Source organism: Caecibacteroides pullorum (assembly GCF_019239235.1).
GTDB lineage: Bacteria > Bacteroidota > Bacteroidia > Bacteroidales > Bacteroidaceae > Bacteroides > Bacteroides pullorum.
The window spans coordinates 23,860-46,001 of sequence record NZ_JAAZTS010000019.1 but is presented as its reverse complement, the minus strand read 5'-3'; the positions used below and the strand labels follow the sequence as shown (position 1 = coordinate 46,001).

The 22,142-nt window shown below is 46.7% G+C and carries 21 protein-coding genes; 11 read left to right on the top strand and 10 right to left on the bottom strand.

The features are described from left to right. Positions 1-2: 2 nt before the first annotated feature. A complete protein-coding gene (locus HF894_RS11610; RefSeq protein WP_204972508.1) occupies positions 3-1,292 on the bottom strand; it encodes a S41 family peptidase in 1,290 nt (429 codons plus the stop codon). A 478-nt stretch (positions 1,293-1,770) separates the two neighbouring features. On the opposite strand from HF894_RS11610, the gene HF894_RS11605 reads away from it, so the two are divergent. Then, entirely contained in the window at positions 1,771-2,310 is a 540-nt protein-coding gene (locus tag HF894_RS11605) for an RNA methyltransferase (RefSeq protein ID WP_204972506.1), read from the top strand. 294 nt (positions 2,311-2,604) lie between these two features. Here the strand turns inward: HF894_RS11605 and HF894_RS11600 are convergent, their stop codons facing one another. Further along, a complete protein-coding gene (locus tag HF894_RS11600) occupies positions 2,605-3,222 on the bottom strand; it encodes a DUF4294 domain-containing protein (RefSeq protein WP_394369848.1) in 618 nt (205 codons plus the stop codon). Positions 3,223-3,323: 101 nt separating this feature from the next. Between HF894_RS11600 and HF894_RS11595 the strand changes: the two genes are divergently transcribed. After that, entirely contained in the window at positions 3,324-5,333 is a 2,010-nt protein-coding gene (locus HF894_RS11595; protein WP_204972502.1) for a helix-hairpin-helix domain-containing protein, read from the top strand. Positions 5,334-5,349: 16 nt separating this feature from the next. Here the strand turns inward: HF894_RS11595 and HF894_RS11590 are convergent, their stop codons facing one another. After that, on the bottom strand, positions 5,350-5,694 hold the full coding sequence (locus HF894_RS11590) for a cupin domain-containing protein (RefSeq protein ID WP_246593231.1): 345 nt from the start codon (positions 5,692-5,694) through the stop codon (positions 5,350-5,352). 267 nt (positions 5,695-5,961) lie between these two features. Here HF894_RS11590 and HF894_RS11585 point away from each other — a divergent pair, with 267 nt between their 5' ends. Together HF894_RS11585 and HF894_RS11580 are read left to right on the top strand one after the other, a co-directional pair. Beyond that, positions 5,962-6,735 (top strand): radical SAM protein, encoded by a 774-nt coding sequence (locus tag HF894_RS11585; protein WP_204972500.1) that lies wholly within the window; start codon positions 5,962-5,964, stop codon positions 6,733-6,735. 256 nt (positions 6,736-6,991) lie between these two features. Beyond that, complete coding sequence (locus HF894_RS11580; protein WP_246593230.1) at positions 6,992-8,089, top strand: ATP-dependent metallopeptidase FtsH/Yme1/Tma family protein; 1,098 nt, start codon at positions 6,992-6,994, stop codon at positions 8,087-8,089. On the opposite strand, the gene HF894_RS11575 is transcribed toward HF894_RS11580, so the two are convergent. Further along, positions 8,086-8,976: a DNA/RNA non-specific endonuclease gene (locus HF894_RS11575; RefSeq protein WP_021847185.1), complete on the bottom strand. Its 891-nt coding sequence runs from the start codon at positions 8,974-8,976 to the stop codon at positions 8,086-8,088. The genes HF894_RS11580 and HF894_RS11575 overlap by 4 nt on opposite strands. A 118-nt stretch (positions 8,977-9,094) precedes the next feature. Continuing rightward, a complete protein-coding gene (locus HF894_RS11570; RefSeq protein ID WP_204972498.1) occupies positions 9,095-9,979 on the bottom strand; it encodes a TraB/GumN family protein in 885 nt (294 codons plus the stop codon). Between the two features lie 242 nt (positions 9,980-10,221). Between HF894_RS11570 and HF894_RS11565 the strand changes: the two genes are divergently transcribed. Beyond that, positions 10,222-11,574, top strand: a complete 1,353-nt coding sequence (locus HF894_RS11565) for a nucleoside hydrolase-like domain-containing protein (protein ID WP_246593229.1) — start codon at positions 10,222-10,224, stop codon at positions 11,572-11,574. Between the two features lie 98 nt (positions 11,575-11,672). Here the strand turns inward: HF894_RS11565 and HF894_RS11560 are convergent, their stop codons facing one another. Beyond that, complete coding sequence (locus HF894_RS11560) at positions 11,673-12,008, bottom strand: DUF3836 domain-containing protein (protein WP_262899893.1); 336 nt, start codon at positions 12,006-12,008, stop codon at positions 11,673-11,675. Between the two features lie 444 nt (positions 12,009-12,452). Here HF894_RS11560 and HF894_RS11555 point away from each other — a divergent pair, with 444 nt between their 5' ends. Both HF894_RS11555 and HF894_RS11550 read left to right on the top strand, forming a co-directional pair. Beyond that, the gene (locus HF894_RS11555; protein ID WP_075318235.1) at positions 12,453-12,935 is read left to right on the top strand and encodes an RNA polymerase sigma factor; all 483 of its coding nucleotides are present in this window, start codon (positions 12,453-12,455) and stop codon (positions 12,933-12,935) included. A gap of 12 nt (positions 12,936-12,947) precedes the next feature. After that, positions 12,948-13,526 carry a hypothetical protein gene (locus HF894_RS11550; RefSeq protein ID WP_204972495.1) on the top strand — a complete coding sequence of 193 codons (579 nt, stop codon included), beginning with the start codon at positions 12,948-12,950 and terminating at the stop codon, positions 13,524-13,526. Positions 13,527-13,628: 102 nt separating this feature from the next. Here the strand turns inward: HF894_RS11550 and HF894_RS11545 are convergent, their stop codons facing one another. Next, positions 13,629-15,305 carry a SulP family inorganic anion transporter gene (locus HF894_RS11545; protein ID WP_204972493.1) on the bottom strand — a complete coding sequence of 559 codons (1,677 nt, stop codon included), beginning with the start codon at positions 15,303-15,305 and terminating at the stop codon, positions 13,629-13,631. A gap of 92 nt (positions 15,306-15,397) precedes the next feature. Then, the gene (locus tag HF894_RS11540) at positions 15,398-15,700 is read right to left on the bottom strand and encodes a DUF4884 domain-containing protein (protein WP_204972491.1); all 303 of its coding nucleotides are present in this window, start codon (positions 15,698-15,700) and stop codon (positions 15,398-15,400) included. A 246-nt stretch (positions 15,701-15,946) separates the two neighbouring features. Here HF894_RS11540 and rbr point away from each other — a divergent pair, with 246 nt between their 5' ends. Then, complete coding sequence (gene rbr, locus HF894_RS11535; RefSeq protein WP_021847194.1) at positions 15,947-16,525, top strand: rubrerythrin; 579 nt, start codon at positions 15,947-15,949, stop codon at positions 16,523-16,525. A gap of 182 nt (positions 16,526-16,707) precedes the next feature. Here the strand turns inward: rbr and nadB are convergent, their stop codons facing one another. Continuing rightward, the gene (nadB, locus tag HF894_RS11530) at positions 16,708-18,300 is read right to left on the bottom strand and encodes an L-aspartate oxidase (protein ID WP_204969959.1); all 1,593 of its coding nucleotides are present in this window, start codon (positions 18,298-18,300) and stop codon (positions 16,708-16,710) included. Positions 18,301-18,402: 102 nt separating this feature from the next. Here nadB and HF894_RS11525 point away from each other — a divergent pair, with 102 nt between their 5' ends. After that, the gene (locus HF894_RS11525; protein ID WP_021847196.1) at positions 18,403-18,816 is read left to right on the top strand and encodes a PH domain-containing protein; all 414 of its coding nucleotides are present in this window, start codon (positions 18,403-18,405) and stop codon (positions 18,814-18,816) included. Between the two features lie 59 nt (positions 18,817-18,875). Here HF894_RS11525 and HF894_RS11520 read toward each other — a convergent pair whose 3' ends face one another. Next, positions 18,876-19,271, bottom strand: coding sequence for a hypothetical protein (locus tag HF894_RS11520; RefSeq protein WP_021847197.1), 396 nt, complete (start codon positions 19,269-19,271; stop codon positions 18,876-18,878). A 177-nt stretch (positions 19,272-19,448) separates the two neighbouring features. Here HF894_RS11520 and HF894_RS11515 point away from each other — a divergent pair, with 177 nt between their 5' ends. Both HF894_RS11515 and HF894_RS11510 read left to right on the top strand, forming a co-directional pair. Next, on the top strand, positions 19,449-19,997 hold the full coding sequence (locus HF894_RS11515) for a DUF4890 domain-containing protein (RefSeq protein WP_204972489.1): 549 nt from the start codon (positions 19,449-19,451) through the stop codon (positions 19,995-19,997). Positions 19,998-20,384: 387 nt separating this feature from the next. Further along, positions 20,385-21,863, top strand: coding sequence for a TlpA family protein disulfide reductase (locus tag HF894_RS11510; protein ID WP_075318228.1), 1,479 nt, complete (start codon positions 20,385-20,387; stop codon positions 21,861-21,863). Positions 21,864-22,142 lie beyond the last annotated feature (279 nt).

Genomic DNA, 22,142 nt, shown 5'->3' with positions numbered 1-22,142 from the left:
AGTTAATAACTTTGGCAAACACCTGCTATATGTTTCCGTACAAATTCTATTTGCGTATCACGACCATGCATGAAATCGTCTACAGTGAAAGGTACCACATAATGAGGAACAATCCCCTCGCCTTCCAACGGAAAGCCATGATGCGAACAATCCGGTTCACGGGTGGGGATACGTAGCCAGATGCCGTGCGAGGTGCAGAAATTCTTTGGTCCGTTACCCGTATCTCCAGCGGTAGGTTCACCCACCAGCGTCACATTACCGCTCTCTTTCATGTCCAGAGTAAAACTCTCGGCAGCCGAAAAAGTATCAGGTCCCGTCAACAGAAATACCTGTCCACGGTAAGCGTCTTGAGCGGGCTCCAACTGACGGGAATCGGAAAGGCAATGAAGCTGCGGACGGTTGATGAAATATTCGCATAGGAGTGCACCGTTGGCACTGCTTCCGCCTCCGTTGTCGCGAACGTCAACAATGAGATAAGGCAGGTGGCTCACCACAGGATAACACGTAACAAACTCATCCATGACGGGAGGCATCATGGTGTTGATGGCCAGGTAACCGATACTGTCATCCAACACCTTGGCAACAACGGCAGGCTGTTCTTCATAGGAGACACAATCGTTTCGTCGTAATGGCAAGCTCAGTATCAGCGTGTCGGTACCGCGCTGAACGGTATAGCTGACCACTGTATCGACATAACTGCGGAAAATACTCCGTGCCGAACGGTAATGACGGTCGGAAGCCGTAGAACCGCAAGCATATTTCTCGTTCTCGGCCACCCATTGTCTGACGGGGATGCCGTTAATGGCCGTAATACGATCTTTATCGCAAAAGCCAGCAGCACGCAGGTACTCGTTGGGCTTGCTTATGAACAACGAATCGTTGATAACCTTGGGTATAGCAGCAGCCGTATATTTGCTGAAAAAACTGGTAGCGTGTCCCGCCCTCAAAGCTGCTATATATTCCTGTACCAACAAGACATATTCAGCCGACTTCCTGGCAGTACTAATCCGCGATGCAAAAACACGGTAAAGCGAATCCATATCCAATCCCTTCTGGCGGTAGAGCGAATAGTTGTCCACCACAATCTGATGGATTTCATCAAAGTCAGCGGTATATTGGTCAGGAGTCAACGGAAGTTCGTCCACATAATACCATACACCGGTACGGGAATTATCCTTCTTATACGTATAATAGGCGTAGGCCACCAATCCACCAAACGCCAACAGAAGTACCAGCACAACAATTCCTGCAATTTTCAATACCTTTTTCCAGAGAGAACGATTGTTTTCCATCGGTATTAGCTTTTATCATTAAAAATTTTATTTCTCTTTTTTCTTTTTAAATCCCTATGGTAGTGATAATAGGCTGTTAATACGGTGGACAAATAAATACGATTTTTATTGCCTGTGAAGTTATTAGTCTCTTCTTTCTGTTTATCCCATGCTTATCAACGGGCAGGAAAGAGGTTAATCCTTGAAAACAAGCATACTTTTGTTCTGTATTAACTTCTTGTTCATATATTGCAAAGTTAATAACTTTCGGGGGATTATCTGTCTGAATGATGCTGAAAAATCTGTTTAAGATTGCTTGGAAATTAAATGCTAACTTTTTTGGGATATTTATAACTCATGGAGCATATAGTTTCTTTTGAATCGTGCAAGAAAAAGTTTTCATTTTCTTTTCATTGAGTTTCCACATGTTTTCAACGGTTGTTAACCGCTATATGAACGGAAAGGAGTATCTTTGCCAAGGATATAAAAACAGAATCGTATGGAGCATCGTAAATTGAAGATTACCGAACTGAACCGCATCAGTGCCGAAGAGTTTAAGAAGGCAGACAAACTGCCTCTGGTTGTGATACTTGACAATGTGCGTAGCTTGCACAATATTGGCTCAGTCTTTCGTACGTCCGATGCTTTTCGTGTGGAGTGTATCTATTTGTGTGGTATTACGGCCACTCCTCCTCATCCTGAAATGCACAAGACGGCATTGGGGGCTGAATTCACAGTAGATTGGAAGTATGTTAATAACGCGGTTGAAGCTGTTGATAACTTGCGTCAGGAGGGGTATGTTGTGTTTTCTGTAGAACAAGCTGAAAACAGTATCATGCTGGAAGACATGCGGTTGGAGCAAGGGAAACGTTATGCCGTGGTGTTGGGAAACGAGGTGAAAGGTGTTCAACAAGAAGTGATCGACCATAGTGATGGTTGTATTGAAATCCCCCAATATGGCACCAAGCACTCGCTGAACGTGTCAGTAACGGCAGGTATCGTTATTTGGGACTTGTTCAAACAACTTAAAACATTGTAATTTTCTGTCTCTTTATAGGAAGATCATCTGAGATATCTTACTAAGTGAAGCTTGTTCCCAATAGAGGAAACAGTTGTTACCTTTATAAGGTAACGGTCGTTTCCTATAATGGTAACGGCTGTTTCCAAATGCTGGAAACGATTGTTTCTATGTATAGGGAACGGAGAAAAGAAGCTGCTTATAGGGACAGTATGGTTCATAACTTATGAACAGAACTAATCATTTGATTTATAGCGAACTGTTTTCTTCTTATTTGAATAGTTAACCGCTGTTTCAACAAGATATAAACATGAATCAGAGTTGTCCGCTCTCTACCAGCAGAATGACACGTTCGGTCAGAGCATCATCGCCTGTAGCGTCGTATTCCTTCTTCAGACTGGCACCGAAGAGGGCGGCAAACGTCTGATAGAAGCCTGCACGAAAAGTGCCAAGGAAAGCTTTCACCAGTTCATAACCTGTAGAATGTGTTTGTCTGTCCACCAACTTTATTAACAGCTTGCCTTGAGAGAAAGTGAGTTTCTTCATACGAGGCATATATTGTTCTTTCAAGCTTTTCTCGACTCTCTTCAGGTGTTTGGACCTTTCTTTGGGAGGAAGCGTCTGCAAGTATTCATAGGTTTCGATGACGATCTGATTGACTTCTTTGGCAATGGGTAATACCTTCTTGACATCGCGTATCAGTTTGTAGTATTGTGTACGGGCTCTTTTGTTTTTGAACTTTAGTGGTTTGAATATATAGACGGTTGGTAACTTTACGTAAGGGATGGTGTCACCTTCGTAAATGGTCATGGGAGTGAGATACACCTTACCAGGTTGTTGTTTCTTCTGTTGGGAGTAACCGTTGAAAGTAGCGGTTATTAACAGGATAATGGTTAATATGAAAAGCTTTCCGTTCACGTTGCAAAAGTACAGCATTCTTTGATATTTTTTTTGAATACCTTTCTTTTTCCTTGCATTGTTAACTTATTTAAGGTAACTTCGTTGGCACATAAACAAAAAATTACATCGATCCTATGAAAAACATAAAGATAGGGGTGTGGTTGCTGATAGGATTGATTTCTTCTGCCGTGCAGGCTCAGAATACCAATCTGATGCTTTGGGAAGAAAACTTGGAGCAGCTGGCTACCGAAGCTGAAAGCACGGATTGGGAAGACGAACTGGAGGAACTTTCTCATCGACTGACTCAGAAACTGAACTTGAATACGGCTACACGACAACAGCTGGAGATTTTTCCTTTCTTGTCGGACATTCAGGTGGAAAACCTGTTGGCATACGTGTATGTGCATGGCGATATGCAGACATTGTACGAACTCCAGTTGGTGGAGGAGATGGACAAGGCGACTATCGAACGGTTGCTTCCTTTCGTCTGTGTGGTCCCTTCGCGTGAGGAAGAGAGGTTTCCTTCGTTAAGGCGTATTTTGAAGTATGGAAAGCACGAGGCGACGACTCGTTTCGATGTGCCTTTCTATACGCGCAAAGGATATGAGACAAGCTATCTGGGCCCTTCGCTCTACCATTCGTTACGTTACAATTTCCGTTATAGCGACCGTCTGCAAGTGGGCGTGACGGGCGAGAAAGATGCAGGCGAACCTTTTTTTGCTTTGCACGACCGTCAGGGATACGACTATTATTCCTTCTATCTGTTGATGAAAGATTGTGGACGCTTGCAAACCTTGGCTATAGGTAACTATAAAGCCAGTTTCGGACAGGGATTGGTGTTGGGCAATAGTTTCGGATTTGGCAAGACTTTCTCGTTGGCAACTACTGAAAACCGCACAGAAGGTTTTCGTAAACATAGTTCATCAGACGAATACAATTACTTCAGAGGGGTGGGGGCTACCGTCCGTTTGGCATCTCGTTGGCAAACATCGGCTTTCTATTCGCATCGGCGGATGGATGGCGTGGTAGAAGATGGATCGATCACTTCCATCTATAAGACAGGCTTGCATCGTTCGGAAAGCGAGGCGGCCAAGAAGCATGCTTTCGTGATGCAGGTAGCAGGAGGAAACGTTTCTTACGAAAACGCTCATCTGAAAGTGGGTATGACGGGTGTATATTATTTCTTCAACCGTCCTTATGAACCTAATTTGAGGAAGTATGCCCGCTACAATCTGCGAGGCAATCATTTCTATAACGTGGGTGTGGATTATAAACTTCGCTTGGGCAGGTTTGCTTGGGTGGGGGAGGCGGCCAAAGGAAAACAAGGTTATGCGTTTCTCAATCAGTTGCGCTATCAGGTGGCGAACAATTACAAGGTGATGCTCATCCATCGCTTTTATTCCTACGACTATTGGGGAATGTTTGCCCATTCGTTTGGAGAAAGCAGTGCTTTGCAGAACGAAAACGGCTGGTTTCTGGGTGGCGAAGCATCGCTTTTCGCCCGATGGCGTTTCTTTGGTGCGATCGACCTCTTTTCGTTTCCCTGGTGGAAGTATCGCATCAGCAAGCCTTCGCAAGGAGTGGACGGCTTGTTTCAAGCTACGTTCACGCCCAACAAGCGATGGTCGATGTATGCCAACTATCGCTTCAAGCGGAAGGAAAGGGATGTGACAGGTAGCGGAGGAGAAACTATATTGCCCACTTACCATCACAAAGTGCGCTATCGACTTAACTTCGTGCAAGGCATTTGGAGCCTGCGTACTACGTTTGATTACAATCATTTCAGCCAGCCTCCTTTGCAATATAGTCAGGGATGGCAGGCGACGCAATCATGTAATGTACGATTACCTTTCTTTCCTTTGGTCGCTTCGTTGCAAGGCACCTATTTCCATACCGACGATTATGATTCGCGCGTCTATGCTTACGAGAAAGGGTTGCTTTATACTTTCTATACGCCTTCGTTCTATGGTCGCGGCTTTCGTTTTTCCGCTCATTTGCGTTATGATTTTCGCAACTGGCTGATGTTGATAGCCAAATTCGGACAAACCATCTATCAGGACAGGGATGAGATAGGTTCGGGCAATGACCTGATACGAGGAAACAAAAAGTCGGACCTGCAAATACAAGTCCGACTGAAATTTTAGCGTATGAAGAGTGTGTTTATTTCTTCAAGAAATCATCTCTATATGGGTTGAAGCAGTCGATGAGAAGACCTGCTTCAAGGCATACACAACCATGCTCTACGTTAGGCTCCATGTAGAGCGCGTCGCCTGCCTTTACCACTTTCTTTTCGTTGCCGATGGTAAATTCGAATGCGCCGCTTACGACATAAGTCACTTGTGTGTGCTTATGGGTATGGGCTGTACCGACACCTCCTTTTTCGAATTTTACCTTGACCATCATGATGTTCTCGTTGTAACCTACAATCTGGCGGGTCACACCTTCGCCTGCAGGTTCCCATTCCATGTCATTTTCATACATGAATACGTTGCTGTGATTATCCATTTCCTTTTGATTTTGTTGTTGCGTACAGCTGCTTGTGGCAAACAAAGCCGACAAGGCGAATACGGATACAAGAGTTTTAAAAGTTTTCATATGCAGTAGTTTATGCTAATTGTTGTTTGCAAATGTAGGTAACTTCTATGGATTGTAAAGACGATTTTGTTGAAAAGTGGAGCAAGATTGTTTATTTTTGAAGGAAAAACAAAGAATTCATTCATTTTGCTTACCTTTGTTTTTGTTATTCGTGATTGGTTAAAATAGAAGATTGGTATGACTGTCATCTATCCTTCGCCCATTTTTGGGCCTGTTCATTCCCGTCGTTTGGGAGTTTCGCTGGGCATCAATCTGATGCCTGCCGATGGTAAACTATGTACGTTCAATTGCATCTATTGTGAATGTGGTTTCAACGAAGATTTTCGTCCGAAGCTTCCTCGTCCGACACGTGAAGAAGTGCGCCAGGCACTCGAAGCCCGTTTGCAAGATATGAAGGCCAACGGTCCTGCTCCCGATGTCTTGACCTTTGCAGGTAATGGGGAACCGACTGCCCATCCACATTTTGCTGAAATCATTGATGATACGTTGGCTTTGCGCGACCGCTATTTTCCAAATGCCAAAGTTAGTGTGCTCAGTAATTCCACCTTTATCCACAAATCTGCCGTCTTTGATGCATTGAACAAGATAGACAACAATATCTTGAAACTCGATACAGTAGATGAGGACTATATTCGCGACCTTGACCGTCCGACAGGCAAATATGCTGTGGCTGATATCATTGAAGGTATGAAGGCGTTCAAAGGCCGTTGTATCATTCAGACAATGTTCCTTAAGGGTGGATATAAAGACAAGGATATGGACAACACGTCAGACAAATATGTCCTTCCTTGGCTGGAGAAAGTAAAGGAAATATCTCCTCGCCAGGTGATGATCTATACCATTGACCGCGAGACACCCGATCACGATCTGCTGAAGGTTACACACGAAGAGCTTGACTGTATTGCCGCACTGGTGAAGGAAGCAGGAATTGAAGTAAGTGTATCCTATTAGAAATGAGCCTATTTAAATACTTTCTTACTTTCTTTAAACATTAAAAAGAAACCAGGTGACTTTTAGAACATTCTTGGTCTTTTTTGGATAATATTTTCTGTTATACTATTTGCGATATTTGCAGATAAAACAGAAGTCAACATAATAATGAAGCAAGAAAGTCAGAATCAACAACCCAAACGAATGAACCCATATTGGGGACTTTTGGTTGGTATTTTAATTGTCCTTTTTCTTAACGGCCTGCTTGTACATTGGTATGGGAGCAGCTAAAGTTCGCGATCTTTTTCGACAAGCCAATGAAAAAGCACCTTGTATTATCTTCATCGACGAAATAGATGCTATAGGCAAACGTTGCGACACAGGTATAGGAGGTAACGACGAACGTGAACAGACTTTGAACCAGTTGCTTACCGAAATGGATGGTTTTGATGGGCGCAAGGGTGTTGTAATATTAGCTGCTACCAATCGTCCTGAAAGTTTGGACAAGGCATTACTTCGTCCAGGTCGTTTCGATCGTCGTATTCAGATGGAGTTGCCCGATCTTGAAGGGCGCAAGGCTATTATCAATGTACATCTTAAGAAAGTGAAATGTGACAAGATAGATATGGATGTAGTGGCTCGTGCTACGGCAGGTTCGTCGGGTGCCGAATTGGCCAATATAGTCAATGAGGCAGCCTTGCGTGCTGTTCGTATGGAACGTAACAAAGTCACTACTTCTGATTTGGAAGAAAGTGTAGAGACGGTAATTGCAGGTGCTCAAAAGAAAGGAAAAGTAATTTCAGACGAAGAGAAGAAAATTGTTTCCTACCACGAGATAGGTCATGCTTTGGTAGCCGCTTTGCAGAGCCATTCGGCACCTGTCCACAAGATTACAATCGTGCCTCGTACTTCGGGTGCATTGGGTTATACCATGCAAGTGGACAAGGGTGAGCAGGTGTTAATGAGTCGAGAGGATCTTTTCAATCGCATCGCTACGTTAACAGGTGGACGTGCGGCCGAAGAAGTAATCTTGGGGCGTGTTACAACAGGTGCTTCGAACGACATTGAGCAAGCTACCCGTCTGGCACGTGCTATGGTAACTCGCTATGGTATGAGTGAAAAATATGATATGATGGGGTTGGAAACAGTGAATAATGCCTATCTAGGTGGTGATTCCTCGTTGACTTGTTCATCGGAAACGGCGGCCGACATTGATCGCGAAATGCTTAAAATGATTGGTGATGCTCATCAGAAAGCTCGCAAGCTCATTGCCGATCATTTGGACATTATGCACGAAGCCGCTGCTTATCTGCTGGACAAGGAAACCATTACAGGGGAGGAATTTATGGCGATTGTGCGTAAATATCAGTCTTAGTTCCATTGTTTCCAGTCACATTTCGCTTCTACTTGTTTCTCCACATCATCAGGTAGGGCAGGGAAGAAGTCGATGCCTGTGATGCGCTCCACCTGGTCAACGGAATTGATATAGCTGTCCAGCGGATGGTTGCCTGAAGTATTTTTGTAGATGAAGCCGATGGCACGCGGAGGGCGACTGTCGGCACATAGGATGACTTTGAAGAAGGCTTCGGGCACGGTCACTTTGTGCTCTTTTCCGATGGTGCGATGTTTTTGATTGTAAAGTATGGGGCCGCAGACGATGTAGATACGACCTTCCTGTTCAGCCCATACGCGACAGCGGTCTTCCAGTTCCTTCCAATCACCGCGATTCAGGTTGTGGTGCTGAGGACAGATATTGGTCATGTAGAAGCTTTCTTGCATGGCGCGCCAGTGCCAGCGGTTGTCGGCAGCGGGACACATGTGGCCGCGATCCCAGCCCGAACCTTTGTAGTCGTCGGTAGTGACGGCTTCGCTTTCAGGCAGGTCGGGGTCAGGTAGAAATTTATCCGTGCGGCTTTCGCGTTCTATCAGTTTGTCGCGATTTAGCTCCCACGCTACCCAGTTGGGTAGGTTTAATGTACGATTATAAGATACTGTATACCCTTTCCGTTTCAAAATGGTTTCATTTATGCCTTTTAATGGGGCAGGTATTTCGAGGCCTTGGGTAGTGGAGAGATTTGTTTGTGTTTCAGGTTCACTTGTCTGTACAGCGGACTTTATGCTTTGTGGCAGGCGGTCGAGATGAATAAGTCCTGATTTCCAAGCATTGCTTAGCGGGCCGTAGCCGATGAAGGCGGCACAAACCAGTAGAATAAAATACAGAAGACCTTTGGAGTCTTTCTTTTTAGCTTTTCTTCTTGCCATAAGAATTCGTTTGTTCAGACTCCAAAGGTAGTGAAAGTCGAAAGCAGAAAAAACAAAGCTTGCTTGATTTTTTTTGCTGAGGTGTATTCTGCCTTATCGAAAGGAAGGAAAATTAGCATTACTTCATTGGCTCTACTGTGTATCCTTGGTCTTCGAGCAGCTTCAGAAGACCTCGCTGGCTGGGCAAATGGCCAGCACCTACTACAAACAGGGTGGGGGCTTGCTTCATGATGTCGGGCATTTGGCGGGCCCAGTCGGCATTGCGGCCGAATATCAGGGTGTCTTCCTCCTGAGGTGTACTGTCGCAAGAGTCGTTTTGTTTCTCTTCCATGATTTCAAGCAGGGTGTTGAGGTCCTGGTTCATGTATGCCTCTGTCATGCGTTGGGCCTGTAAGGTAGCGTAGTCGATGGTGGTAGCCGCACAATAGAGCAGGTGGGCCTGGCGTTGCAGGCTTTGCGAGCGGTAGAGTACGTCGATTTGCTGCTCCATACTTTCCAGCCCTCCCACTTTCTTTCCAGCCTGTTTGGCCTGTGCCTGAAACCAAGTATCGAGTTGTTCTTGCGGATTGAAATCCTTTACCGACTTGGCAGCCAGTGCTACGGACAGCTGGGTGGTAAGGGCGGCTGGCTTCAGCTTGTCGAACAGGGCAAGGTCCATGCCGATATATGTCTTTACGACCGAAGCGATGCTGTCGTATTCGGCTGGCGTGAAGAGGCTCTTCAGCGTAGTGTCGGCTGGCAGCATCATGGCCTGTTGCATCTTCATCAGCATGTCGGGTTTCATGGCATTCTCCATAACGAGCTCGCCATAGACCTGTTGCGTTTCATCCATCGCCTGCTTCATGCCTGCAATGCTGTCCTTGATGCTGAGGGGAGCCAGATGGTGGGTACCCATGACGTACGAGGGGCGGTCGAGTCCGTTGCCCGATATTTTCCATAACAGTTGTGCCTGAGCTCCGAGAGTGATGCAAAGGAGCATCACGAGTGCGAGTGTTTTTTTCATTGTTGTCATTTGTCTTTTTGTTTTTTGTTGATGCAAAGATAGGGAAGGATAGTGGAGATTTAGGTTAACGTTACGTTAATGTTAGGTTAACAGACATCGGTCATAAACACTGACTCTGTCTGTAAGAATAGGAAAACATTCTGTATCTTTGTTGGCGTTATTATTGGAATAGTATGATTGGATTGAGATTTATTGGAATTGTTTGCTTGCTGGTCATTTGTTGTTGTACATCTGCCAGGGGAATGGAAGACAGGCCTCGCATCATTGTCACAACCGATGGTGAGGCGGACGATCGTGCTTCGTTTGTACGCTTTCTGCTGACATCCAATGAGTTTGATGTCGAAGCCATAGTGAACAGCAGTTCGGAGTTCCATTGGGTGGGTGGTAAAGGATGGAATGCTTTTCATCCCGTCGAGTGGATAGCGGAGTATATCGGATATTATGCACAGGTTTATCCCAATCTGTTGAAGCACAGTAAGGATTATCCTTCGCCCGACGAACTGCTGGCACGTTGGAAGGTGGGTAACATTAGCGCAGTAGGCGAGTATGCCACCCGCACGGAAGGAGCTCGCTTTATTGCAGATATCCTCTTGGACAACTCAGACAGCCGTCCCATCTGGTTGCAGGCCTGGGGTGGATGCAATACGGTAGCGGCAGCCTTGAAAATCATTCAGGAAGACCATCCTGAGCGTATGGCCGAAGTAGCTTCACGCCTTCGCCTGTATCTCATCTGGGAGCAGGACGAGACTTATCAGCAATATATCCGCCCTCAGTGGGAGCCGTATGGCATACCGACCATTATTTCCGACCAGTTCGACTGCATGGCATATATATGGCCGAAGGTGCTGCCAAGCGAGGTTAAACCTTATTTTGAGAAGGCGTGGATGAAGGCTCAGATACTGGAGGGACATGGACCTCTGTGCGACGCCTATCCCAACAAGCAGGGAGCCTTCAATGCCGAGGGCGACACGCCCGCTTTTCTGCATACCATTCCTACAGGTTTGCGCAACAGGGAGTCGCCTGCCTATGGAGGTTGGGGAGGACGTTATGTCAGGGTCAGGGGAAATGTGTGGATGGATCCTCTGCCTTTATCGGATTATGTATATCCTTCGGGTCAGTGGGGAATTGCCAACAGCTGGTCGAAACGCTTGGAGCATGCAACTGATACGGCGGAAATCAATGTCCGTACCCGCTATTTCAAGCCCCTCTGGCGATGGTTGGACGACATTCAGAATGACTTTGCGGCACGGGCGGATTGGTGTGTAGAGGAGTATGAGTCGGCCAATCATCCGCCTGTCGTCAGCTTGGCTCAGGCTTTGTTGGACGTCTCTGCAGGTGTTGGTGAAGTAATCGAATGGGATGCTTCAGGCAGTACCGACCCCGATGGCGATACGTTGTCTTTCCGCTGGTGGCATTATGCCGAAGCTGGAAGTTATGCGGGTCATGTCGAAGGAGTTTCGACGCCCAAGTTTTCATTTAGGATACCTGAAGATGCCCGCGTGGGCGATACTATCCATCTGATTTGTGAGGTTCGCGACTCAGGTACGCCTGCATTGACACGCTATTGTCGGGTGATTGTGACCGTGGTTGGATAAATAGTCTTTTGTTTACATACACTTGTCCCCCGAAACGGCTGTCTACAAATGGTGCGTTTCGGGGGACAAGTGTATGTAAAGTCAGACTTCAAGCGCGGTTATTCAGCCTGTTTGTCGTCGGTCGGATTGAAGGTTTCCGTCTGTTGGAGGACGTAGTTTTGGCGGGCGTCGCTCCACACGTAGGTCTTCTTGTCTGTCACCTGTCCTTGTGCATTGTAGGTGAAGTCCATCTTGAAGAGGCGTTTCAGGTACTTTCCGTTTTCCACGCTGAACACTTCCTTGTTCGCCAGTCGGTTGTTTTCCATTTTTACGTTGTACACCAAGTTGGTAGATACGCCTGCGGCCGAAATCAAAATGGCCATGATGAGATTGGTAATCATATTCGTTTCAGTTTTTATAGTTAGACATTCCTTTTTTTTGTTTCGATGTCGCAAAGGTAGGGCGATGCAAGGAGCTTTCAGGTTAAGGCTACGTTAAGCTTAGGTTAATGCCTGTTTGCCGTCAGTAACATCAACATGAGTGTCGTAAAGAGGGACTTTAGCAAGCTAAAGTGGCACTTTACGAGAACCATGTTCATGGTTGCGAGGCGGAAGGATATTTATGGCTTTTCGTAAAGCATAGTTTTACCTTCCGTAAAACATAGTTTTATCCTTCGTAAAGCATTGCTTTTTCGGGTGAAAGCAATTTATTTTGTTTCGCAATCCCGTCTTTTGAAAAGATAAAGTCCTTTTCTATGTGAATCGTTCACCATAACTTGTTTGTTATGAGACGCTTACTTTGAAACTTCATTGAATGGAGATGAATGAATCAAAATAATGGGTGTGAACGTATAGTTTTCAGGTCGCTTTGTGGTCTAATAAGTAAAAACAGCATGTGAAATGAATGCGAAAGAACAACAATTCATAAATATCATCCGAGAGCATGAGCGGACTATTTACACCGTCTGCTACATGTTTTCGAACGATACGGACGAGGTGAACGATCTCTATCAGGACATTCTCGTCCGCTTGTGGCAGGGCTTCGATGCCTTCGAGGGGAAGAGCGATATCCGAACGTGGATTTATCGCGTCAGCCTGAACTACTGTATCAACTTCAGCAACCGCCAGAAGAAGCAGCGCGAACGGCTGGACTTGGGTACGAGTTTTCCTTCGGAAGGGAGAAGTCTGGAAAAGAATTTGCAGATAAAGCAGCTTTATAAGCGGATCAATGCATTGGGACTGGTCGACAGAAGCGTCGTTCTGTTGTGGCTCGAAGGCCTGAGCTACGACGAGATTGGCGCTATCCTGGGTATTTCTGTCAAGAATGTCTCGTTCAAGTTGGTTCGCATCAAGGAACAACTCAAAAAAATGTCTAACATCTAAAAAACGAATCGTATGGAAATCAATATCGAAAAAGAACTTCAGACACTGAAATCGGAGTATAACGTGTTTAAGGAAGGGTTGGAAAAGCAGGAAACGTTGAACGAAAAGTTTTTCAAATCCCTCAGGAAACGGCCTGCGATGGCCATCAGCAAGGAAATCAGAGACCGAATGTTGGGTGATGTCCTGACGGTACCCATGATTATTGTGATTTGTGTCAACATAGATTGGCCTCTGCTGTTTGGCATATTGGTGTCATTGTGGGCTTTGGTCGATTTGGGTGTCAGCCTGTGGGTCAGCCGCAAATTGGGCATGAACCATCTGCTGGACGACGATGTGCGGACGGTTACAGAAAAGATTACCGGTTATCGCAGATTTTACACGGGGTCGCTCCTTGTCGGCATAATTCCCCTGACCGCCATGCTCACCTACATCTTTATGCGCCTGTATGCTCAAGCGGACGATCCTGCTACCGTACAGCTTATTACCGTGTCGGGCATTGTTTCCATCATTGTTGCCATTGTGATAGCTCTGTTTCAATATAAAAAGCATGTGGAAAGGTGCAAAGAGCTGCTGGATCAGTTCGAGGAGTAGTGGTCGATATATTTAAGATCGTTGTGGATCTTTAAAATAAAATGTGCCAAAAACAGAAATTACTCGTTTTTGGCACATTCTTTATATGCAGAGGTTGTCTGTTTACAATAACTTCTTGGCCCGCTCCAGCGCTACATTGATGTTTGGACAGATGTTTTCTTCGCCCAGCAGTTCGTAGAAGCCCGATTTCTCCAGTACCTTGTGTACCTTTTCGTTGACACCCGAGAGGACGATAGTTATCTTTTCCTTTTGTGACATGCGGCAGAGGTTCTCCAGATTGTGAATACCCGTGGAGTCGATGAACGGCACCTTACGCATGCGGATGACACGTACTTTGGGTCGGTCGCCCATTTGCGCCATCATTTCCTCGAACTTGGTGGCGATGCCAAAGAAATAAGGACCGTTGATTTCGTATACCTCCACACCCTGCGGGATGATAAGATGTTCCTCGCTCGTGGCGATATCCGATTCCTTGCTGGGGTCTATCTCGTCTTTGATGACCGAGATTTCTGTTGTCTCCATCACACGGCGCATGAAGAGCACGCAAGCAATGACCAGACCCATTTCAATGGCTACGGTCAGGTCGAAGATGACGGTCAGGAAGAAGGTGATGAGCAGCACCGTGACGTCCGACTTCGGATTGCGGAGCAGTGCCTTGAATGTACGCCAGCCGCTCATGTTATAGGATACTACAACCAGTACGCCCGCCAGGCAGCCCATGGGGATGTATTGGGCCAGCGGCATGAGCAACAGTAGGATGAGCAGCAGTACGATGGCATGTACGATGCCAGCCACAGGTGACTTACCGCCATTGTTTATGTTGGCCATGGTACGTGCGATAGCTCCTGTGGCAGGGATGCCGCCGAAGAGCGGTGTAATGATGTTGGCCGCTCCCTGTGCGATAAGCTCCGTGTTTGAGTCATGTTTGTCGCCAATCATACCATCGGCAACGGTAGCTGAAAGCAACGATTCAATGGCACCTAGCACAGCGATGGTCACGGCTACGGGGAAGAGGTTCTTTACAGCTTCCCAATCCAATGCGGGGATAGCGGCATCGGGCAGCTCGGCACGGATGCTGAAGCGGTCGCCGATGGTGTCGATGCAGGTAATACCGCCGTAGGTCTTCATCAGCCAGACAGCCAACGTTACCACTACGATGGCGATGAGCGAGCCGGGTATTTTTTTAGAGAACCTGGGTGTCATGGCGATGATAGCGATACTTACTATGCTCACCAGTGTGTTCCACCAATTCACTGTATCAAAGTGTCTGAAATAGACCAGCCATTTACCTACAAAGTCGCCAGGCACCTTCTCGTCGCCAAACTGAAGGCCGAATACATCGGCCACCTGTGTAGTGAAGATGGTAACGGCAATACCGCTTGTAAAACCCACAATGATGGGATAGGGGATGAATTTGATGACTGCTCCCAATTTGAATACACCCAGCAGCACCAGGATGACACCTGCCATCAGCGTAGCTACGATGAGGCCCGCCTCACCATATTGCTGGATGATGCCATAAATGATAACGATAAATGCACCTGTAGGTCCGCCGATCTGCACCTTGCTACCGCCCAGCAGGGAAATGATGAAACCCGCAATGATGGCGGTTACAATACCTTTCTCGGGCGATACACCCGACGCGATGCCGAAAGCAATAGCCAATGGAAGGGCTACGATGCCCACAATGATGCCGGCCATGAGGTCGGCCATAAACATTTCTTTAGAATAATTCTTCAGCGCCGTGTAGAGTTTCGGCTTGAATTCGAACGCTTTCATTTTCTGTTTAATAGAACTTTATTTTACCTATTGAGTTTGTTGTGATTCCGAAAACGAGGGTGCAAATTTAGGTAAAATAAAGCAAATAGTTGCTATTGCTCTGCTTTTTTTGTGAATACGCTGTCATTCCATTGGCGGTAAGTGACCGTTTGCTGGCGTGTGGAGTCGTTGGGGATGGCGGTTACGTCGCCTTGTGTGGTGAAATAAACATAGCTGGACGAATATGTATCATAAAAGCGATATACACGGCATCCGTCGTGTTCGAAGAGGTAACTGACAGTATAGTCGGGGTTATTGGCGGCTTTGTCGACCGAAACGGAACGTTGTACGAAACAGGCGGAAAAACAAATGCAGGCCAAAGCCAGCAAAAGGAGAGAACTGAGATTTTTTTTCATGGAGGATGGAATATTTATGAGGTTTCTATGAACCCAAAGATAGTGACATTTGTTTTTTTATAGCGTATGGATGACGACAATTATTGTTAATACAACTAGGTTTCTACTGTATAATAGATTTTGTTTATGAAGTGATAGAAAAATCCGATAAGGTTGGAGATAAGGCATTTGAAGTCTTTTTCCTACATTTGCAACGTAAGAAATCAACAAAAACAAAATATTAACCCTTTTAAAAACTGAATGATTATGACTAAGAGTATCAAAGGAACCCGCACAGAGAAGAATCTGATGACTTCGTTTGCCGGCGAATCGCAGGCACGCATGCGTTACACTTACTTTGCCAGTGTAGCTAAGAAAGAAGGTTACGAACAGATTGCTGCTATCTTCATGGAAACAGCCGATCAGGAAAAGGAACACGCTAAACGCATGTTCAAGTGGCTCGAGGGTGGTATGGTAGAGATTACGGCCAGCTATCCCGCAGGTGTTATCGGCACGACGCTCGAAAACCTTCAGGCAGCTGCTGCAGGTGAGCACGAAGAGTGGTCGCTCGATTATCCCAAGTTTGCTGACATCGCCGATGAGGAAGGTTTCCCCGAAATCGCTTTGATGTACCGCAACATTGCTGTAGCTGAGAAGGGACACGAAGAACGCTACCAAGCTTTCGTAAACAATATCCAGAATGCTACTGTATTTGCTAAGGAAGGCGAAGTGGTATGGCAGTGCCGTAACTGTGGATTTATCTATGTAGGTAAGGAAGCTCCTGAGTTATGTCCCGCTTGTCTCCATCCGCAGGCTTACTTCGAAGTGAAGAAGGAAAACTGGTAAGATTTGGATTATCTCCATTCTATATTCTATAAGTAACGACCCATTGGCAGAAGTCGCATAGACAGGCCAATGGGTCGTTTTTATTATATGCTTGTTATAGGTTGCAAAATTAAGTTTGCGTCCAATTCTATGGCCATCTGGGACCAATGAGGGGAGTCTTCTTAATGTTTACAGAAGACTTTTTATTTTTTCTTTCCGTCGGCTTCGTCGGCGTGGTGCGGATAGTCAATGGTGTAGTGCAGGCCGCGGCTTTCCTTGCGCTCCATAGCTTGCTTCGTGATGAGGTAACCCACATTGATCATGTTGCGCAGTTCGCATAGCTCGCGCGTGGCCTTGCAACGCTTGAAGAGGCGTTCAGTCTCCTCATAGAGGATGTCCAGGCGGTTCCAAGCGCGGGTGAGGCGCACGTTACTGCGCACGATGCCCACATACGACTCCATAATCTGGTTCACCTCCTTCATGCTCTGTGTGATAAGTACACGCTCTTCGTTACTGATGGTGCCCTCGTCGTTCCATTCGGGGATGTCTTCGTTGAAGTCGTAACGCTCCAGCACGCTCAAGGCATGCTTGGCAGCCGCGTCGGCATAGACCACGGCTTCGATGAGCGAGTTCGAGGCCAGACGGTTACCGCCGTGCAGGCCTGTGCACGAACATTCTCCGATGGCATAGAGGCGACGGATGCTGCTCTGCCCGTCGAGGTCCACCTTGATGCCTCCGCAGAGGTAGTGAGCAGCAGGTGCTACAGGGATATAGTCTTTTGTAATGTCGATACCGATGCTGAGGCACTTCTGATAGATGTTGGGGAAGTGGCGCTTCGTTTCTTCGGGGTCTTTGTGGGTCACGTCCAGGTAGACATGGTCTTCGCCGCGGAGCTTCATTTCGTTGTCGATGGCACGAGCTACGATGTCACGCGGGGCGAGCGACAAGCGCGGGTCATACTTCTGCATGAACTCTTTGCCGTCCATTGTGCGGAGTACGCCGCCGTAGCCGCGCATGGCCTCGGTGATGAGGAACGAGGGACGGTCGCCTGGATGGTAGAGGGCCGTGGGGTGGAACTGGATGAATTCCATGTCCTTCACCGCTCCCTTGGCGCGGTAGACCATGGCAATGCCGTCGCCTGTAGCCACCAGCGGGTTGGTGGTGTGGCGGTAAACGGCCTCACAGCCTCCCGTAGCCATGACGGTTATCTTGGAGAGGAAGGTGTCCACTTCGCCCGTATTCTCGTTCAGTACATAGGCGCCATAGCACTTGATGCCCGGCGTGTAGCGCGTCACGATGATGCCCAGATGGTGCTGTGTGATGATTTCCACTGCATAGTGGTCGGTGAATATACTGATGTTGGGATGCCTTTTCACAGCTTCGATGAGCGAAGTCTGTATCTCGGCTCCCGTGTTGTCCTTGTGGTGCAGGATGCGGAATTCAGAGTGACCGCCTTCTTTGTGCAGGTCGAATGTCCCGTCTTCCTTTTTGTCGAAGTTCACGCCCCAGTGGATGAGCTCCTTGATCTGTTCGGGGGCATTACGCACCACCTTCTCCACGGCGGCACGGTCGCTGATCCAGTCGCCGGCTATCATGGTGTCTTCGATGTGCTTGTCGAAGTTGTCCACGGCCAGATTGGTCACCGAGGCGATGCCTCCCTGTGCAAAATACGTGTTGGCCTCTTCCATTCCGGCCTTACAGATGAGGGCTACCGTCCCCTTTTCCGCCACTTTCAGGGCGAAGCTCATACCGGCTATTCCAGAGCCGATGACGAGGAAATCGAACTTTCTTACCATAACAATGTGTATTAGCAGGTTGCAAATCTACAAAATAAGTGCGTTGTTTGTGCGCTTTGCCACCGAAAATCCATACCTTTACCGCAAAAAAAAGAAGAAACTATGGACAGAGTATTCCATGCCCGAGTGGGTGCAGCCCGTTATCTGGCGCTGCTTATGTTTACGTTCATGCTGGTTTATTGCTTGTGGGTGAAGTACATCTTGATAGCTGTGCTATGGGGTATCCTGTTGCTTCATTTCATCGAAAAAATCATTCATACTACTTATACATTGACAACAGATGGTCAGCTGATCATTTATGAAGGACGTTTTTCGCGCAGACGTGAGCGTTCGTTAGCCGAGATTGTGTCAGTGGAGTGTCGTTCGTCCATGCAAGTGGGAGGGCGTGCGTTGGTGCACTATGTGCTGGTAGTCTATAAAGATGGCAAGCACGATGCCCTCCAGCCTACCAATGAAAAAGAGTTCGTGCGGATTTTGGAGAAGCGGCGGAAGGAATTAGATAAAACGAATGGATAGGAGGCTTTTACTAAAACTATGCAATCCATACTCGAAAAGGCTGTTTTGCGAGGCGTAAATCAATGGTTTGTTTCCAGCAGGCCAATGAGAAATTCTCGTTGGAGCGAATAGTTGTCGCTATGCTGCTGGATATATTTTAACAGTTGGATGCCTTCCTGTCGGAGGCGTGATTTCAGTAGAGGATTGTCTTCATCTACTTCTTCGGCCAGCTTCAGCATGTTGACGGCGGCCAACTCCAGTTTCTCCATACCGTCGGGCGTGTCGGCATGGCGGGCAATTAGTTCGTCGGCACTGGTGTTGAGCAAGTCGCGGGTGTCTGTCCCCAATATCTGTCTCGTCAGGTGATCGTAGTCTTCCCATTCCTTCTGGCGGATTTTTTTCTTGTGTAGCAGCGCCTCTACAATCATAGAGACGATTTGCTGTATCATGCGTATCAGGTAGTCTTGTTTAATCATATCTTAAGTTTCTTTTATTAGTCGTTGTCGGGTTGGATAAATTACATTCAGATGCCAGATTTTTTAGGTTTTATCGTCAAAAGTTTCCTATTGGTCTATTCTGTTTTCTATTTGTTCGAATGCTGGCTACATTTGCAATGTCATTCATAGTAAACAAAGGAGGAATAAGAGATGAAAATGAGCCTGAAATATACGGTATTGTGTCTTGGAATTTTCCTATCTGCTTTGCAGGTACAGGCACAGGTGGCTTCGGAAGGCGAGCCAGAGAAGAAAGGTGAAATGTTTCGCGAAGTGCCTAATCCTGAAAAGATGGCACAAAAAGAAACTGATCGCTTGAAAGAAGCTTTGAATCTGACGGACAAGCAGTATAAGAAAGTCTATAAACTGATTTTGAAAGAACAGCGCGAATTGCTTGAAAACCGTATGCAACGTCCGCCTATGATGGGGGCAAATGGTCGGGGGCCTCGTCCGCCTCATGAGGGAGGAATGCCACCCATGGGCATGGGAGAAGGTGCTCCTGACGGTATACACCGTCCACCTATGATGGATGGAGCTCCGAAGCCAGAAAGTACGGAGGACATGCAAAAGCGTATCGCCAAAAAGAACAAAAAAATGAAGAAGATACTCACCGAAACCCAATATGACCAATGGTTGGGCATGAGTCAAAAGCCGATGCCTAAACATAAACCGGAGGGTACGCCGAAGCAAGAAAGAGATGATGAGTGAGGATTGATATCGCTAGCGTAAAAACGGTGGAACAGCCGTCGTTTCCTATACAATAAATAGGAAATGGTGGCTGTTGTTTTTTGATTGATATTTGTGAGTACAGGTAAAGATATAAAAAAAGGGCTCCGCTGAGCCCAACCTTTTGTTAACCTTAAATCTAATACTATGAAAAACACATTGCAAATGTACGGACTTTGGGGAAATCTGCAAATTTTGGAAGTGAAATAGGCTGTTTTATAACATGTATTAAAATCCTTACAGATTTATTTGGATAAGAATTTCTCTTTTAAGTATCTGTTTGCATCTCCGAAACATTCGTTTTTCTTATATTTGCTGCATCTTGCTATGGCAGAGAATAATTATATCTAACGATTTATGCAATTGTCTATGAAGCATCTATTTTTTGTGGTCTGTCTGTTTCTATGCAGCTTTGGCCGTCTTTGGGCCGATGGTCTTGAACCCGTTAAAACAGCTGTTGTGCAGGGCCGTATTCTGAATAGGGGAATTTATCCCAATGAGAAGGAATTGGAGTTGGTACTGGTTTCTTTTAACGCCAAACAGGAGACGGTGTATAAGGCTTCTATCAGGGAGGACGACACCTTCTCGTTTAACGTGCCGCTCTGCGAGGCGGTGTGCGAGTTTTCTCTTCGCAATTATGCACCCCGTCTGTATCTGGCACCAGGCGATAGCCTCTATTTACAGATTGATTTTAATGACTTGCTCCATCCGGTGGTAAAGGGAACTTCAGCTGCCTTGAATCAGGGTATGCTGGCTTTTGCAGAAGGAGGTTTCTATCAGTCGGATTATGTTTATATGGACGATGTAAACTCATCAGTAGAGGTGTTTGAAAAGGCCGTGCAGAAGGAATATGCGCTTCGGAAGCAGAAGCGGGAGGAGTTTCTGGAGCGTTATCGTCCCACCAGTGACGTGGCTGAACTGACGGAGCGTCTGTTGCTGGCCGACTATTACGCCGAACGTTTCCGTTATACGCAGCAACGCATCAGGCGGCTTTATGGCCAAAAGCAAGTGGACTGGCAGAAGGAAACGGCTGCCTGCGAGGCGTTGATGCCCGAGGTGGACGCATTACTGGCCGACAAAATTATTACGTCCGCTCATTTCCGCTTGATTCGTGATTTGACTTTTTATTTGAGATATAGACGTGCTGCGACGGGTGACCTTGATTTTACCGACAAGGATTTGGTTGATGAACAGAGAGGAAGCAGGGTGGCCCAGTTCCTGCTGGCCGACTTACTGGGTACTTCACTGGCAGTCAACGATACGGTAGCTTGGGATTCTGTTTGTCGGGAATATGATACGCTGGTGCAGATACCTGTACTCCGCCACTCTTTGGACTTGCTTTATCGGCGGACAACCGATTACTTGCGCCATCCCGAAGTCTTTTCCCGTTACCTGTTGCATGGCGATGCCGATACTCCCGAGGCGGAACAGTATATGGCGCCCTTGCGTTCGCTGATAGACAAGCATCGGGGCAAGGTGCTCTACATTGACTTTTGGGGAGTTTTCTGCCCTCCCTGCCTGGCGGAGATGGAGCCGTTGAAGAAGCTGTGTGCCCGATACAGCACGGACGATGTGGCGATGGTCAGCCTCTGCGTCAGCGGGAAACGCACTGATTACGAACGGATATTACAACGCTTTTCGCTTAAGGAAACAGTGTTGGAGTGTTTGCATTGGGAAGACTTTGCTGAGCGTGATGTCTTGCAGAAAATGTCCAAGCATCTGGGGCAGGACGGCATACCCTTCTTCCTGCTGGTGAATAAGGAGGGAGTAATTGTGAACTACGGCTCGGCTATCCGTCCCAGCTGGCCAAAGACGGCTGTCCAGATAGATCAGCTGAGGGAGGATTGAATGGAAAGATTGTGTGGAGTGGAGGCCATTTGCGTATGGGCATAAAAAAAGGAGTACCGCTGTACTCCAACCTTTTGTTAACCTTAAATCTAATACTATGAAAAACACATTGCAAATGTACGGACTTTGGGGAAATCTGCAAATAATGTAGTCAGAAAAGTCTGTTATATAACACGTTTTAGATCTTACATGCAGTTGTTAAGTAAAAAAGTCTTTAATGAGCCTTTAAGGCTTCCTGTTTTTGTCGGTGGTAGGTCTCAGCAAGGGTATCAAACGGTA